We start from the raw sequence: 15,482 nt of genomic DNA on the forward strand, positions 1-15,482 counted from the left end.
CAACCCGTTGTACAAGAAGCCCCCGTCCAGCCCACTGCGTCCCCTATCCGCAGTGGGTTGGGTGGGGGCTTTTTTTGCAGGATCAGGCTGCCATCCGTCCAAGCCCCTTTTTATGCCACATATTTACCTTTATAGAACCTGGAATCTTGATCTCCAGGCTGCCCCCAAAAGCACGGTCGATATTGTCGAGCAATGCGCGCGAATCCATTCTCCCGATTTGTACGGAAGAAATACCCGAATTGCCCAATAGCAGCGCTTTAAGATCCTTCAAACGCCCTTTCACCATCGGAACAGTCTCTAGGTTCGAGGAGTGCTTGGGGTCGAGTACGTCAGGGGATGCGAAAAACTCTACGCGTGCATAGTCTGCTCCCAGGGCCGCCTCAAGCGCCTTGTCATCATTGAGGTCGTACTCGGCGTAATGGGTCATTGACTGGAGAAACTTACGCTCATTGACCTCGCCATCCACGGCCAGCAAAAAAAATGTAAACGCGCTATTGCCTGCTTTCGTCCAATCCTTTTCGTTGGTATTTCCGCCCTTTCCGCCCAATGTTTTCAATTTTTTATGCACCAGCGAAAAATTCGAGGCAATTTCCATGAAGGAGGGAGCTTCACCCTTGCCCCCGCCCACGGTGTAGTGCCGCAACGTAAAGCGCTTGGCCTGGACCTTAGCGAGCATCGCGTCTGGCGCTTTATTGGTTTTGAATTTCAGCTTATCGCCGGTGATTTCAGCCATCATTTTAAAGGGCAACTGCCTGTCCGTATCGCTGTAGCCTTGCCTATACGCCTCATAAATAGCCACCGCGGTGGTTAATGACGTTGTCGACTGAGGCTCCTGGCCCTGCTCGTCAAAAAACGTCAGCGGATTGTTACGGACCATCCGGTAGAGATTCAAACCATCCACCGTCCCTGCCGGATCCGGATTGACCCAACGCTGTAACCACGGCGCGTAATACCTGAAACCGTAGTAATAAAGCCCCGTCGCATCCTGTTCCTGACCCGAGTAACGGGCCGTCTTGTAACTGACCTCAGCCCCGGCCAGGTAGGCCGTCTCGCCAAAGGGATAAAAATGCTCCCGGCTGATGATTCGCCCGTCTTGGGCAAGCTCCAGGCTGGTGGAGCCCAAGTGGTCGGTAAAACTGTATCGATAGAGGTCATTGGCCCCCGACGGTGGTGGGCTTTCCCAGTGCAATACCCGAACACTGTTGAGTCCACCCTGAGCCGTAATGACCTGTAGCGACTCCCTGGTGCTGCTGTCGGCACGCAGTTCCAGCCCCGGCAAGTAACGCACTTCGGCGGCCAGCGTCCGGGAAGCGGCTTGAAGCGCACGCAGCTTGCGCACGCGTTGACCGTTACCGTCGTAGACATAAGCTTCCCTGTCATCGAGACGAGACATGCGTGCTATGGGCGTGACCGAACCTAGCTGGTTACGCAGATCCCAGGCCAAGGAACGCCCCGGCTCCAGTTCAAGCCAATTGCCCCTAGCATCGAATGCCGCGTCGATCTCTTCCTCGGTCGGCGGCACGCCGTTACGGTACGGCAAACAACGATTGCTGTAGCGGGCCGCTTTCATCTGGCGTCCATGATTCTGCGCACCGACGTGGGTCAGTTCCAGCAGGTTGCCGCTTTCGTCATAGTGATAGGTCTGCTGGTAATTGCTGACCGCCGTCGGATCGGTACGACCAATGGACGCCGGTCCCTGATTGGCAGCGCCCGCCTCCCAGCCGCTGGCTTCGGTCACCTGATAAAGACTGTCGTAGCTGAAACGGCTGACGGGCTCCACACGCTGGTTGGCGAAGTAGCGCACCGGCAGGGCCTGGTCCTCGATACTCAGCACGTTCCCCATGGGGTCATAGGTGTAGAACAGGTCCTGCAGCACCTGGTCGGCGCGCCTGGCGTGGCGTTCCATCAACCGGCCGTCGTCGGGGCTGTATTCAAGCAGGGTCTGCACACCGTTCCCGGCCGTTTCCTGCACTATTTGCCCGTCGGCGTTATAACGGATATCCCTGACCAGCGGCTGCCAAACGTCCTGGTCGTTTAATCGCAAATGACTTTCACGCAATCGACCCTCGAGGGTCAGGTTCCGTTTCTGCCGATTTCCCCTGGCATCGGTCTGCTCCAGCACATCACCCAGCGGCCCCAGGGACCACGTTGAGAGAGCACCTTCGCCGGGCTCGAGCAGCGCCTCGCGATCAGCTTCCGGTTCCGGCCAGTCGGGAGCGACGGCATCAAGGATGAAGCGACGGTTCTGGACAAGGTTTTGGGCCGTGAGGGCAAACGACTCCAGCAGCACGCTACCTGCCGGGTCATCGTGGCGGATCAACTGTCCGTACTGGTTATGGTCGCGATTGCCCTGGCCCGGATAACCGTACTTCAACCGCTCCACGCACCGACGCGGTTGCCCGACGCCTTGCTCAAGCACCGCCAGAGGACGGAGCAAGTCGTCGTAGACCACCTCGCGCTGCGTCCCTCGGCCGTCCCAGGCCCGCAAGCTCTCGCTGGCGATCCCTGGCAGATCGATCTGCAAGCCTGCATCGACGCTATCGGTACGCAGCGCGGCAGCGGACAGCGAATAAACCGTCGTCAGGTTGGCCGGCACTGACGGGTCATCCTGTTGCAAGCGCCACAATCGAGGATCCCACTGTTTGACCAAACGACCGGCGACATCGAAAAAGCTGGCAGTGATACGCTGTTGCGAGGGCCCGTTCTCGATGTTTCGCCAATAGTCGACCGAACGTACCGGTAAATTCCTTGGGTCAAAGGCCATCAGTTTCGGGGTTCTCTGATCCATGCCCATCTAATCAGGCCTCTTGGTCGTAGCACCGCAGCGTCCTACCCGGCATCTAACAAGGGCAGACAGCCCTTGCCTACTGTCAGATATGACAGTGGCGACCGACGGCCCGAGGCGGATGAATATCCACGGCCCGCGCCCTCCGGTAGGATGGTGGGACGGTAACGGAGGCTTCAACCATGCTTATCGGCGTCTTGCTGGTCATCACCTGGCTCATCCTGCTGCTGCGCTATCCAGCCAAGGCGTTGCCGGTGTCCCTGGCGGCATTCGTCGGGCTGGGGCTGGTGGCGGCATGGGTACTCTGGGAGGACAGCCGTGAAACCCGGCAACTGGACCGCCTGGATCTGCGCGTCACCTACGCCCCCGAACGCTGCCCGGCCGACCGACCGCTGTTGCTGAACATGACCAATGGCAACGACGTGCCGCTGACCGAACTGCGTTGGCGGATCGCAGCTTATGCACCCGGCGACACCATCAACCTGGCCGACAATCAGTACACCGCACCGCGTTATCGAGGCCCAGGCGAGTTGCAGCCCGGCGCTGACTGGCAGGACTGCCTACCCCTGCCGCCGCTGCGTCCCGGATATCGTCCACACACCCTGGAGTTTCGCGCCGAACGTTTGCAAGGCAGCTTCTCCAACTGACCCTCTCACTGTTTGCATAAGGAATGGCCATGCCCGTTGCGTTGATTACCGGATGTTCCAGCGGCATCGGCCGCGCCCTCGCCGATGCCTTCAAGGCTGCCGGCTATCAGGTCTGGGCCAGTGCACGCAAAGATGAAGACGTGGCGGCGCTCAGCGCGGCCGGGTTCACCGCTGTACAACTGGACGTCAATGACGGCCAGGCCCTGGAACAGTTGAGCGAACGCATCAACCAGCAACACGGCGGCCTCGATGTGCTGATCAACAATGCCGGTTACGGCGCCATGGGGCCGCTATTGGACGGTGGTGTGCCGGCCATGCAGCGCCAGTTCGAAACCAATGTGTTCGCCATCGTCGGGGTAACCCGCGCACTGTTCCCGGTGCTGCGCCGGGCCAAGGGACTGGTGGTGAACATCGGCAGCGTTTCCGGCGTGCTGGTGACGCCATTTGCCGGCGCCTATTGCGCCTCGAAGGCGGCGGTGCATGCCTTGAGCGATGCGCTGCGCATGGAACTGGCGCCGTTCGGCATCCGCGTAATGGAAGTCCAGCCTGGCGCCATCGCCTCCAGTTTCGCCAAAAATGCCGGCCATGAAGCCGAGCAACTGATCAGCGAACAGTCACCCTGGTGGCCTCTGCGCGACGGCATCCGCAGCCGCGCCAAGGCGTCCCAGGACAACCCGACCCCGGCCAGCGATTTTGCCGCTGGCCTGCTCAAGGCCGTACAGCAACCCAGCCCCCCGCGCCTGCTGCGCCTGGGCAATGGCAGCCGGGCATTGCCGTTGATGGCCGGTTTGCTGCCCAAAGCATTGCTGGAAAAAGGCTTGAGGAAGCGGTTTGGGTTGGGTGGCTCGCTGTAAGGGCTGGAGGAATAGCAGGCCTTACCTTGTTTGGACCGGGGATATGGTTAATCCCTGTGGCGAGGGGATTTATCCCCGTTCGGCTGCGGAGCAGTCGTCGTCTGTCTGATGCGGTTTCGACTCGTACACCGGGTTGCTTGGTTTTGGGGCTGCTTCGCAGCCCAGCGGGGATAAATCCCCTCGCCACAGGGATTCGGGCCGAACATGGAACTCATACCCACCGCTCCCACAGGGCTTGGTGGTGAGTGTGCGTCTACCCCCTTCCACAAATAATGTGCTAACCCTGCGGTTCGACCACCACCGTACAGGTCATCCCCGCCGCCAGCAGCACGCCGTCCGGCACTTCGTCGATATGAATCCGCACCGGCACCCGCTGGGCCAGGCGAACCCAGTTGAAGGTCGGGTTGACGTCGGCGATCAGCTCGCGGCTTGCCGGGTTGTCCCGGTCGTAGATGCCCCGAGAGATGCTTTGCACATGCCCCTTGAGCACCTCACCGCTCATCAATTGCAACTGCGCCGAATCACCGACCCGCACCTTGGGCAATTTGGTTTCTTCGAAATAGCCGTAGACCCAGAACGAATGCATGTCCACCACAGCCATCTTCGCCTCGCCGATACGCGCATAGTCACCCCGATGCACGTTGAGGTTGGTGACATAACCGTCCACCGCCGCGCGAACTTGGGTACGCGAGAGGTTCAGTTCGGCGGCCTCCAGTAGCGCCTGGGCGTGCTGGTAATCGGCCAGGGCCGAGTCGGCAATGTTACTGGCGTCGTCACGGTTTTCCCGGGAGATCACCAGGCTGTCCAGGTCGGCACGCCGATGGGCGTTGACCTTGCGCATTTCCCAGGTCGCCTTGCGCGAGGCCACCAACGAGCGAGCCTGTTTCACCGCAATGCGGTAATGCTCAGGGTCGATGCGCATCAGCAGATCGCCCTTTTTTACCAACTGGTTATCACGCACCGGCACCTCGACCACCTCGCCACTGACATCGGCGGCGACGTTGATGATATCGGCGCGTACCCGACCATCTCGGGTCCACGGCGTGTTCATGTAGTGCTCCCACAACGCCCGGCCGATCCACAGGGCAAGGGCCAGCACCAACAGCGTCGCAAGCAGGCTGAAAAACTTTTTCATCGCATTGATCTCAACGGTAGACCGTCAGCGCCAGCGCGCCAAACAGGCAGGTAAACAGACTCAGACGCAGCAGCGCCGGGTGCCAGAAGAAGCGGTACAGGTCCAGCCCCGACAGAAAACGGTCCAGCGCCCAGGCCAGGGCGGCGGCGATGAAAAACATCAGGGTCATGGTGGGCATGTACACGCCATGGAAGGCGATTTCACGAGGCATGTGCGGGTTCCTGGGGCAGCGGCCTGGCGTAGGCCGCCAATGGCGATTGCCGGTCCAAAAGCGAGGTACGGATGAAATGCAGGTAGCTTTTCACCCGGCGCAGGGCCGAGGTGTCGAAGTGCGGGGCGAAGGGTTCGTCACTGGCCTGTACGCGGCTGATGGCATGGTCGACCGCCAACAGGGCGCGCTCCAGGTTGCTCTGGCCGGGCTGGCGGAACAGCCGCACCAGCGCCCGCCCCATCACGCGGATCGCCTGGCGCCATGGCTGGCTTGGGGCATAGGCCGGATGCACGGGCAAGATCGCCTGTTCCTTGCGCAATTCGATAATCGCGTGGCCGACTTCCAGGACCACAAACATCCAGCGCAACAGATCCCGCTGCACCCGAGGCTGGCCCGCCGCAAGCCCATAAGCCTGATGCAGCAAGTCCCGGGTGCGACTTTCAAAGCCCGACGCCAGGCCTTTGAGCCGGCCGCTGATAGCAAACACCACCTGCTCGCGCAGGTCTTGCTCGAGCCGGCGCCACAACCAGCGGCTGTTGGGCGGCAGGATGATTGCCCCGGCAGCGGCGCATACCAACATGCCAAGGATCATCGCGAGGTAGTCGTTGATGAAGGTGTAGGGGTTGTAGACCGTCAGGTTGTCGGGCACCGAGCCGGTGCAGAAGAAGATCAGTAGCCCCAGCCCGACTCCGGCGTATTGCGGTCGCGAGCTGAGGAACGAGCCCAACATGATCACCGGCGCCAACATCACGCAGAGCAAGGGGAAGCCGTCGATCAGCGGGAAGATGAAAAACATCTCGACGAAACCGATCAACGCTCCGAACAGCGTGCCACACGCCATCTGGAACGCCATGCGCTTGGGATTGGGCGTGGCGGCCGACAAGCCCACCGTAGCGGCGGCAATCATCGTCATGGTCGCGCCACTCGGCCAGGCCGTGGCGACCCAATAGCTGCCCAGCACCAGCAGGATGAACGCTGCCCGAAACCCCGACGCCGCAGCCGCCAGACCGTTGGTCTGCGGCATGAAAGGCTCGTCCCATTGCTCGCGTTCGTGGCGATGATCAGCCAGCGACGCATGGGTCTGGGCGTAGCCGTGCAAGTCATCGACGAAGCGATACAGCAGCTCGTAGGCGGTGTGGAAGTCCAGCCGTTCTGCTTCGCTCGGGTCTGTTTCTTCGAACACCCCACGCAGCCTGCGCACTTGCGCCGGCAAATCGGCCTTGTAGGTAGCCAACTGCGCCGCCAGGCGCGCAGCATCTTTATCGGTCAGGGCGCGGGCGCTAAACCCGTCCAGCAACTCGGCCAGCGTTTGCAAACCTGGTTTGATGGCGTTCACCACCTGTTCGACTTGGCGGCTGCGCAAACGCTCGAGCAACTGGTGCAAAGCGTTGAAGCGGGTGGTGATGCCCATGAATTCGCTGTTCAAGCGGCTGAGCCGACCGTTGCGCCGCCGCATGTGCGGGTCTTCGAACACCGTTACGCTGCGCAGGCTTTCCAGGCCCACGGCTTCGGCAATGAAGCCCACGTTACGCGCCTCGAATACCTCGCGTTTGCTGCGCCCCCGCAAGCCATCGGTGACGAACAGGGCAAATACGCCAAAGCGTTGGTACAGGGCGTTGCGCATGGCGGCGCTGGCGGTCTGCGGCAGGATCGCGGCGCTGATCAGGGTGGCGCAGAGAATCCCCAGGGAAATTTCCAGCACACGCCACACGGCCGCCATGAATGCGCCTTCAGGGTGAGCCAGGGCCGGCAGGCCAATCATGGCCGCGGTGTAGCCGGCCAGCACAAAACCATAGGCCCTGAAGTTACGATAACGCGCCGCACCCGCCGAACAGACGCCGACCCAGATCGCCAGGCTGCCGAGAAACAGTTCGGTGCTCTGGGCAAACAAGGCGATCAGCGCCACCATCACCGTCGAGCCTGCCAGGGTGCCGAGCAAGCGATAGAAACTCTTGGCGAACACCTGACCACTCTGGGGCTGCATGACGATAAACACCGTGATCATGGCCGTGCGCGGTTGCGGCAGTTCCAGGCGCATCGCCAGCCACAACGTCAGAAACGCGGCGAACAGGACCTTGAAGATATAGACCCAGGTCACCCCATCGCTGCGGGCCCATTCAAAGAAACCACGGCGCCATTGGAGGCGGTAGAGCCAGCGTGCGGGGGCGAGTAAAGACTTCACAGGAAACAGACTCAGCATCGTGGCGAGGGAGCTTGCTTGCGCTTGGGTTGCGCCTTGTAGGCGCTGCGTAGGAGCTGCCGAAGGCTGCGATCTTTTGATCTTTTCGTTTGGGACTCAAGTGTCTGGGGAAAGATCGCAGCCTCGTTGCACTCGACAGCTCCTACAGAGTCCAACCCACCTCCCAGCGCCGTCACCAGGTCGGCATGGGCCGTCAGACGCGCCGCCTCCACTTGCTGTTGCACCTGTTGCTGCTTGAACAACAGGCTTTGGGCGTTGAGCACGTTGAGGTAGTCAGTGAGCCCGCGCTGGAACGCAACCATCGCGATGTCGTAGGTGCGTTGGGCGGCGGCCACCGACTCAGCGGCGAAGACGTGCTGCTTGTCCATGGACTCGCGGCGGATCAACTGATCGGAAATACTCTTGAGCGCATCGACCAGCGTCTGGTTGTAGTGGGCCACGGCGATGTCATAACCGGCCGCCGCCTCCCCCAACTGTGAACGCAGGCGCCCGCCATCGAAAATCGGCAGCGTGATGGCCGGTCCGACGCTGTAGGTGAGCTTCTTGCCAGTCAAGAATTCCAGCGCCCCGCCACCGGTCGCCATGTAGCCGATACTGCCCACCAGGTCGACATTGGGATAAAACCCGGCACGCGCGACATCGATGCCGCGCGCCTGAGCAGCCACTTGCCAACGCCCGGCCACCACGTCCGGACGCTGGCCAAGCAATTCGGCGGGCAATGCCGACGGCAACTTCAAGGGCGCACCGAGCGCCAGGGTCGGGCGCTGCAGCCGCGCCCCTTCGCCAGGCCCTTTACCTGCCAACGCCGCCAATTGATTACGGCTCAAGGCAATGGCTTCATCGAGGGCGTCGAGTTGTCGATGGGTCTCGGGCAACGGCGCCTGGGCCTGGCTGACTTCGAAATGGGTGCCGATGCCGCCGTCCAGACGTTTTTGCGCCAGCTCGAGAATCTGCTCCTGTTGATGGAGGGTCGCCTCGACAATATCGCGCTGGGCGTAGTGCAAGGAGAACTGGATATAGGCACGCACGATGTTGTTCTGCAGTTCCAACTGCGCCTGCCGCGCCTGGGCCACGCTGACATGGGCCAGGTCGACGGCCTGCTCACTGGCGCTGCGCTCACGGCCCCACAGGTCCAGGGCATAGCTCAAGCCCAGGCCCGCGTTATTGTCCCACGTGGTGGTGTCGGCCAACTCGCCAGGGCCATAGAACTGATCGGTGGGCCAGTTGTGGCGCTTGAGAGTCGCCTGACCATTGATCTGTAACGACTCGGCAGCCTCGACGACACCCGCCATGGCCTTGGCCTGCCGCACGCGGGCAACTGCCATGGCCAGGCTCGGGCTGCCCTGCACGGCCAGGTCGATCCAGCGATCCAGTTGCCGGTCGCCATAGGCGTTCCACCACTGGCGAGTGGGCCAGTGGGCATCGCGGGCAGCCTCGCGGATCGCTTCATCGGTGGCCAGTTGATTGGCCGACAATGCCTGGCCTTGCGGCGCAATCCCTCCCGTGCCGATGCAACCACTGATGGTTAACGTTAAAAGCCAAACACTGAGAGTCTTCAGCTCTCTGCTGATGCAACGCGGCACTTGCGCAAAATCCTAGGAGAGAAAATCGAAATCCTGTGGGAGCGGGCTTGCTCGCGAAGACGGACTGACGTTCCAACATCGTCGGTGGCAGGCACACCGCTTTCGCGAGCAAGCCCGCTCCCACCGGCTCTGCGCCAGACGGCAAGGCTATCTGCTCCACAGTGACGGCAATTCTAGGCACCCCACCTAACGGCGATAAGCCGACCTTTCTGCGAATCTTTGTTACCGTTACGGCGATAATCCATTAGTCGGGGTCCGCTGCACTGTAACTTCGTGTCACAATTTGCCACCTCCCAAGAGAGCCCTTCATGGACACTTTGCAAAACATGCGCGCGTTCAGCTGTGTGGCCGAAGCGGGCAGCTTCACCGCCGCCGCCCAACAGCTCGATACCACGACCGCCAACGTTTCGCGTGCGGTTTCCAATCTGGAAGCCCATCTGCAAACCCGCCTGCTCAACCGCACCACCCGGCGCATTGCCCTGACCGAGGCCGGCAAGCGCTATCTGCTGCGCTGCGAGCAGATCCTGGCGTATGTCGAGGAAGCCGAAGCCGAAGCCAGCGATGCCCATGCACGCCCCGCCGGGCAGTTGAAGGTCCACACCATGACCGGCATCGGCCAGCATTTCGTGATCGACGCCATCGCCCGTTATCGCAAGACCCATCCAGACGTGACTTTCGACCTGACCCTGGCCAACCGGGTGCCGGACATACTGGACGAGGGCTACGACGTCTCCATCGTGCTGGCCAGCGAGTTGCCGGATTCGGGCTTCGTTTCCCAACGCCTGGGCATCACCTACAGCATCGTCTGCGCATCACCTGCCTACGTGAAAGCCAGCGGCTGCCCGCAAACACCCGGCGACCTGCTCAACCACGCGTGCCTGCGCCTGGTCAGCCCCGTCATTCCGCTGGAGAAATGGATCTTTGACGGCCCCGAAGGCCAAGAGATGGTCACCATCAGCAACTCACCGTTCCTGGTGAACTCCGCCGATGCCATGAAAACTGCGATCACCAGCGGCATGGGCGTAGGCGTGCTGCCGGTTTACGCCGCCATCGAAGGCCTGCGCAATGGCACGCTGGTGCGGGTCATGCCCAACTACCGCTCCCAGGAACTGAACCTCTACGCCATCTATCCTTCGCGCCAGTACCTGGATGCGAAAATCAAGACGTGGGTCGAGTACCTGCGCGGTTCGCTGCCGGAAATCCTCGCGGCGCACCAGGCCGAGCTGACGGCCTATGAGTTGAGTGGCAGTCTGGCCGGTGCACGGGTAACGAACTGATTTCGCGCCCGTGCTCCAAGGCCGATATCAGCGCTTGCCCATCGAGCGACGCGTGCCGGGCGGGGCGGCGCCAGGGGTCTTGGTATGACCGTTCTTCGCGCCGTTCTTGTACCAAGGCTGCTGCCCGGCCCCTTTGGTCGCGGCCAGTTCACCGGGTTTGAACGGAAACTTGAAGGTCGGGATCGCGTTGACGCTCTCGCCGCTGGAAACATCGCTGTCGGGCCGGTCGGCCTGTTCGCCGTTCGGGTGTTCGTCCGCGGGCGAAGGTGTTGGGGAAGTCATGTGAAGCTCCGGGTAATGCATGCAAGTCGGGCCCGGAGAGCGAGCCGCGAAAGCCGGCAGTATACCCGCCCGATACCGGCGCGCGCAGGGCGGATTCAATCGACCCTGCACTCGTCTGACAGTAAGTCGGGACAAAACTGACAAGCCCGTCAGTTAGGCGTCACCTTCCTGACCCCCTCGCAACGCTATATAAGAAAGATAAAAATCCCTCCGTCCTGAACCGGCCTCCCACATCCATGCACATCCAGAAAAAAACCGTCCTGCTCGTCGCGCTCCTGGTCGTCCTGGCAGCGGTCTCCCTCTGGTATGTCATCAAGCCCGTCACTGCCAGACCCGGCGCGCCCGTGGCCGTTCCGGTAAGGGTTGTCAGCGTGGTGCAAAAAGATGTGCCACGCTTTGCCAGTGGCATCGGCACGGTGTTGTCACTGCACAGTGTGGTGATCCGTCCGCAAATCGACGGCATCCTCACCCGACTGCTGGTCAAGGAAGGGCAGCAGGTCAAACAGGGTGACCTGCTGGCAACCATCGACGACCGCTCGATCCGCGCCAGCCTCGATCAGGCCAGGGCCCAGCTTGGTGAAAGCCAGGCACAACTGGCGGTCGCCCAGATCAATCTCAAGCGCTACAAATTGCTCAGTGTCGACGATGGCATTTCGAAGCAGACCTACGACCAGCAACAGGCGCTGGTCAACCAGCTCAAGGCCACCGCCCAGGGCAATCAGGCGGCCATCGATGCTGCCCAGGTGCAGTTGTCCTACACCCGGATCCGCTCCCCGGTGACCGGTCGCGTGGGCATTCGCAACGTGGACGAAGGCAACTTCCTGCGCGCCAGCGACACCGACGGTCTGTTCACCGTGACCCAGATCGACCCGATCGCGGTGGAGTTCGCCTTGCCCCAACAGATGCTGCCCACCTTGCAACGGTTGATGGCCGCCCCCGAGCAAGCGCTGGTCCAGGCCTACACAGGCGCCGATGGCACCTCCGGGGAAATGCTCGGCGAGGGCCGCCTGAGCCTGATCGACAACCAGATCAACGCCAACACCGGCACCCTGCGGGCCAAGGCTGAGTTCAGCAACGCCGCGCAACGGCTGTGGCCGGGGCAGTTGGTGACGTTGAAGATCCAGACCGCCCTCGACCAAGATGCTCTGGTGGTGCCACCGACCGTGGTTCAGCGCGGCCTGGAGCACCCGTTCGTGTATCGGATCAAGGGTGACCAGGTCGAGAGCGTACCGGTGGTGATGGTGTACCAGGACAGCGACCTGCACATCATCAAAGGGGTGAGCGCGGGTGATCAGTTGGTGAGCGACGGTCAGTCACGGCTCAAGCCCGGCACCCGCATCCAGGTGCTCGCAGACCCAGTGGCCCAGACCAGTGTGTCGGAGCCAAAACCATGAAGGGCCGCGGTTCGGTTTCGGCGTGGTGCATCGATCACCCCATTGCCACGGTGCTGCTGACGTTCGCCTTGGTGCTGCTGGGGTTGATCGCCTTTCCTCGCCTGCCTGTCGCACCCTTGCCTGAAGCGGAATTCCCGACCATCCAGGTCCGGGCCCTGTTGCCCGGCGCCAGCCCCGAAACCATGGCTTCGTCGGTGGCGACCCCACTGGAAGTACAATTCAGCGCCATCCCCGGCATCACCCAGATGACCTCCAGCAGCGCCTTGGGCTCGACTAACCTCACGCTGCAATTCAGCCTCGACAAAAGCATCGACACCGCCGCCCAGGAGGTACAGGCGGCCATCAACACCGCCGCCGGCAAATTGCCCAATGACATGCCGAACCTGCCCACCTGGCGCAAAGTCAATCCGGCCGACAGCCCGGTGTTGATCCTCAGTATCAGCTCCAGCCTGATGCCCGGCACTGAACTGAGCGACTACGTCGAAACCCTGCTCGCCCGCCAAATCAGCCAAATCGATGGCGTAGGACAAATCTACATTACCGGTCAGCAACGTCCGGCAATCCGGGTTCAAGCCTCGGCGGACCGACTCGCTGCGATCGGTCTGACCCTGGCCGATATCCGCGTGGCGCTTCAGCAGGCCAGCCTAAACCTGGCCAAGGGAGCGCTGTATGGCGAGTCAAGCGTTTCCACCCTGTCCACCAACGATCAGTTGTTCCAGCCCGAGGAATATGGCGAGTTGATCGTGTCCTACAAGGATGGCGCGCCGGTTCATCTCAAGGACGTCGCCAAAGTCATTAACGGTTCGGAAGACGCCTACATTCAGGCCTGGTCCGACGATCAGCCGGGGGTCAACCTGGTCATCTTCCGTCAACCGGGGGCGAATATCGTCGAGACAGTCGACCGCATCCAGGCAGCCTTGCCCACCCTTGAAGCCATGCTACCCGCCGCGGTGCAGGTCAAAGTGATGATCGACCGGACCCAGACCATCCGCGCCTCATTGCATGAAGTGGAAATTACCTTGCTGATCGCGGTGCTGCTGGTGGTGGCAGTGATGGCACTGTTCCTGCGCCAGCTTTCGGCAACCCTGATTGTTTCGGCGGTGCTCGGCGTGTCACTGATCGCCAGTTTCGCCCTGATGTACGTGATGGGTTTCAGCCTGAACAACCTCACCCTGATGGCGATCGTCATCTCGGTGGGGTTCGTGGTGGACGATGCCATTGTGGTGGTGGAGAACATCCACCGGCATCTGGAAGCCGGCGAAGGCATGCGCGAAGCGGCGATCAAGGGCGCGGGCGAGATCGGCTTCACGGTGATCTCCATCAGCTTTTCGCTGGTGGCGGCGTTCATTCCGCTGCTGTTCATGGGTGGCGTGGTCGGGCGACTGTTCAAGGAGTTTGCCCTGACCGCGACATCGACCATCCTGATTTCGGTGGTGGTGTCCCTGACCCTGGCGCCGACCCTGGCGGCCTTGTTCATGCGCGCCCCGACACATCGTGCTCATGCCACGCCAGGCTTCGGCGAACACTTGCTGGGCTGGTATGAACGTGCTCTTCGTCGAGCCCTGGCCCATCAAAAGTTAATGATCGGCGTGTTCGGCCTGACCCTGGCAATGGCGGTGGCCGGCTATGTATTCATTCCCAAGGGTTTTTTTCCGGTCCAGGACAACGGCCTGGTGCTGGGTACCAGCGACGCGGCCGCCGATGTGTCATTCCCGGACATGGTCGCCAAGCACAAGGCCCTGGCCGAAATCGTCGCCGCAGACCCGGCGGTGCAAACCTTCTCCCACTCCGTCGGCGTCTCCGGCACCAACCAGACCATCGCCAACGGCCGCTTCTGGATCGCGCTCAAGCCCCGGGGCGAGCGCGACGTGTCGGCCAGTGGATTCATCGACAGAATCCGCCCCAAACTACTGGGCATCCCCGGCGTGGTGCTGTACCTGAGGGCCGGGCAGGACATCAACCTCAGCTCCGGTCCGAGCCGTGCCCAGTATCAATACGTCCTCAAGAGCAACGACGGGCCGACCCTCAACACCTGGACCCAAAAACTCACCGACAGGCTGCGCGGCAACCCCGCGTTCCGAGACATTTCCAACGACCTTCAACTGGGCGGCAGCATCACCCACATCAACATCGACCGCAGCGCAGCGGCGCGCTTCGGCCTCACCGCCAGCGATGTCGACCAGGCCCTGTACGACGCCTTCGGCCAGCGGCAGATCAACGAATTCCAGACTGAAACCAATCAATACAACGTCATCCTGGAGCTCGACACCGCGCAACGTGGCAAGGCTGAGAGCCTGGCCTATTTCTACCTGCGCTCACCGCTCAGTGGCGAGATGGTCCCGCTCTCGGCCCTGGCCCGCTTCGATGCGCCGACCAACGGCCCACTGTCCATCGCCCACGACGGTATGTTCCCGGCGGCCAACCTGTCGTTCAACCTCGCGCCTGGCGTGGCGTTGGGGGATGCGGTGCGCATGCTCGACCAGGCCAAGAACGAGATCGGCATGCCGGCCTCCATCACCGGTAACTTCCAGGGCGCGGCCCAAGCGTTCCAAAGCTCCCTGGCCAGCCAGCCATGGCTGATCCTCGCCGCGCTGTTGGCGGTGTACATCATCCTCGGCGTGCTCTACGAGAGTTTCGTACACCCGTTGACCATCATCTCCACCCTGCCCTCGGCCGGCCTCGGCGCGCTGGTCATGTTGTGGTTGCTGGGCCAGGATTTTTCGATCATGGCGTTGATCGGGCTGGTCCTGCTGATCGGCATCGTCAAGAAAAACGGCATCCTGATGATCGACTTCGCCCTCGACGCCCAGCGCAAAGGTGGGATGACGCCCCAGGAAGCGATTTTCCAGGCGTGCCTGACCCGCTTTCGCCCGATCATCATGACCACCCTGGCCGCCCTGCTCGGCGCCCTGCCGCTGATGCTCGGTTCAGGCCCCGGCGCGGAGCTGCGCCAGCCGCTGGGCATCGCGGTGGTCGGCGGCCTGCTGGTGAGCCAGGCGCTGACGCTGTTCACCACACCGGTCATATACTTATGGCTCGAGCGACTGTTTCATCGGCCCGTCCAACAACCCGGACCCGCGCCGAAGGCGGCGCTGGCGACCACAGACTGAGGCG

Annotated in this window: 11 protein-coding genes; 5 read left to right on the top strand and 6 right to left on the bottom strand. The window is 61.9% G+C overall.

Annotated features, from left to right (window positions below; translation table 11 throughout):
- Nucleotides 1-82: 82 nt before the first annotated feature.
- Nucleotides 83-2,794: an RHS repeat domain-containing protein gene (locus AAIS01_RS02130; RefSeq protein WP_343467585.1), complete on the bottom strand. Its 2,712-nt coding sequence runs from the start codon at nucleotides 2,792-2,794 to the stop codon at nucleotides 83-85.
- 173 nt (nucleotides 2,795-2,967) lie between these two features.
- On the opposite strand from AAIS01_RS02130, the gene AAIS01_RS02135 reads away from it, so the two are divergent.
- Both AAIS01_RS02135 and AAIS01_RS02140 read left to right on the top strand, forming a co-directional pair.
- Nucleotides 2,968-3,432, top strand: coding sequence for a multidrug transporter (locus AAIS01_RS02135; RefSeq protein WP_343467586.1), 465 nt, complete (start codon nucleotides 2,968-2,970; stop codon nucleotides 3,430-3,432).
- Between the two features lie 29 nt (nucleotides 3,433-3,461).
- Nucleotides 3,462-4,286: an SDR family oxidoreductase gene (locus AAIS01_RS02140; RefSeq protein WP_343467587.1), complete on the top strand. Its 825-nt coding sequence runs from the start codon at nucleotides 3,462-3,464 to the stop codon at nucleotides 4,284-4,286.
- Nucleotides 4,287-4,563: 277 nt separating this feature from the next.
- Here the strand turns inward: AAIS01_RS02140 and AAIS01_RS02145 are convergent, their stop codons facing one another.
- The 4 genes from AAIS01_RS02145 to AAIS01_RS02160 are packed head-to-tail and all read right to left on the bottom strand — an operon-like array spanning nucleotide 4,564 to nucleotide 9,415.
- A complete protein-coding gene (locus AAIS01_RS02145; RefSeq protein WP_343467588.1) occupies nucleotides 4,564-5,421 on the bottom strand; it encodes an efflux RND transporter periplasmic adaptor subunit in 858 nt (285 codons plus the stop codon).
- Between the two features lie 10 nt (nucleotides 5,422-5,431).
- Nucleotides 5,432-5,632: a DUF1656 domain-containing protein gene (locus tag AAIS01_RS02150; protein ID WP_024617598.1), complete on the bottom strand. Its 201-nt coding sequence runs from the start codon at nucleotides 5,630-5,632 to the stop codon at nucleotides 5,432-5,434.
- Complete coding sequence (locus AAIS01_RS02155) at nucleotides 5,622-7,814, bottom strand: FUSC family protein (protein WP_343467589.1); 2,193 nt, start codon at nucleotides 7,812-7,814, stop codon at nucleotides 5,622-5,624. The genes AAIS01_RS02150 and AAIS01_RS02155 overlap by 11 nt, the downstream gene beginning before the upstream one ends.
- Nucleotides 7,815-7,825: 11 nt before the next feature.
- Nucleotides 7,826-9,415: an efflux transporter outer membrane subunit gene (locus AAIS01_RS02160; protein WP_343467590.1), complete on the bottom strand. Its 1,590-nt coding sequence runs from the start codon at nucleotides 9,413-9,415 to the stop codon at nucleotides 7,826-7,828.
- A 308-nt stretch (nucleotides 9,416-9,723) separates the two neighbouring features.
- On the opposite strand from AAIS01_RS02160, the gene AAIS01_RS02165 reads away from it, so the two are divergent.
- Nucleotides 9,724-10,692: a LysR family transcriptional regulator gene (locus AAIS01_RS02165; protein ID WP_343467591.1), complete on the top strand. Its 969-nt coding sequence runs from the start codon at nucleotides 9,724-9,726 to the stop codon at nucleotides 10,690-10,692.
- Between the two features lie 27 nt (nucleotides 10,693-10,719).
- Here AAIS01_RS02165 and AAIS01_RS02170 read toward each other — a convergent pair whose 3' ends face one another.
- Nucleotides 10,720-10,974: a hypothetical protein gene (locus AAIS01_RS02170; RefSeq protein ID WP_343467592.1), complete on the bottom strand. Its 255-nt coding sequence runs from the start codon at nucleotides 10,972-10,974 to the stop codon at nucleotides 10,720-10,722.
- Between the two features lie 236 nt (nucleotides 10,975-11,210).
- Here AAIS01_RS02170 and AAIS01_RS02175 point away from each other — a divergent pair, with 236 nt between their 5' ends.
- Together AAIS01_RS02175 and AAIS01_RS02180 are read left to right on the top strand one after the other, a co-directional pair.
- Complete coding sequence (locus tag AAIS01_RS02175; RefSeq protein WP_343467593.1) at nucleotides 11,211-12,368, top strand: efflux RND transporter periplasmic adaptor subunit; 1,158 nt, start codon at nucleotides 11,211-11,213, stop codon at nucleotides 12,366-12,368.
- Nucleotides 12,365-15,478, top strand: a complete 3,114-nt coding sequence (locus AAIS01_RS02180) for a multidrug efflux RND transporter permease subunit (RefSeq protein WP_343467594.1) — start codon at nucleotides 12,365-12,367, stop codon at nucleotides 15,476-15,478. The genes AAIS01_RS02175 and AAIS01_RS02180 overlap by 4 nt, the downstream gene beginning before the upstream one ends.
- Nucleotides 15,479-15,482: the final 4 nt, after the last annotated feature.

The sequence above is a fragment of the Pseudomonas halotolerans genome (assembly GCF_039581215.1).
GTDB lineage: Bacteria > Pseudomonadota > Gammaproteobacteria > Pseudomonadales > Pseudomonadaceae > Aquipseudomonas > Aquipseudomonas tehranensis.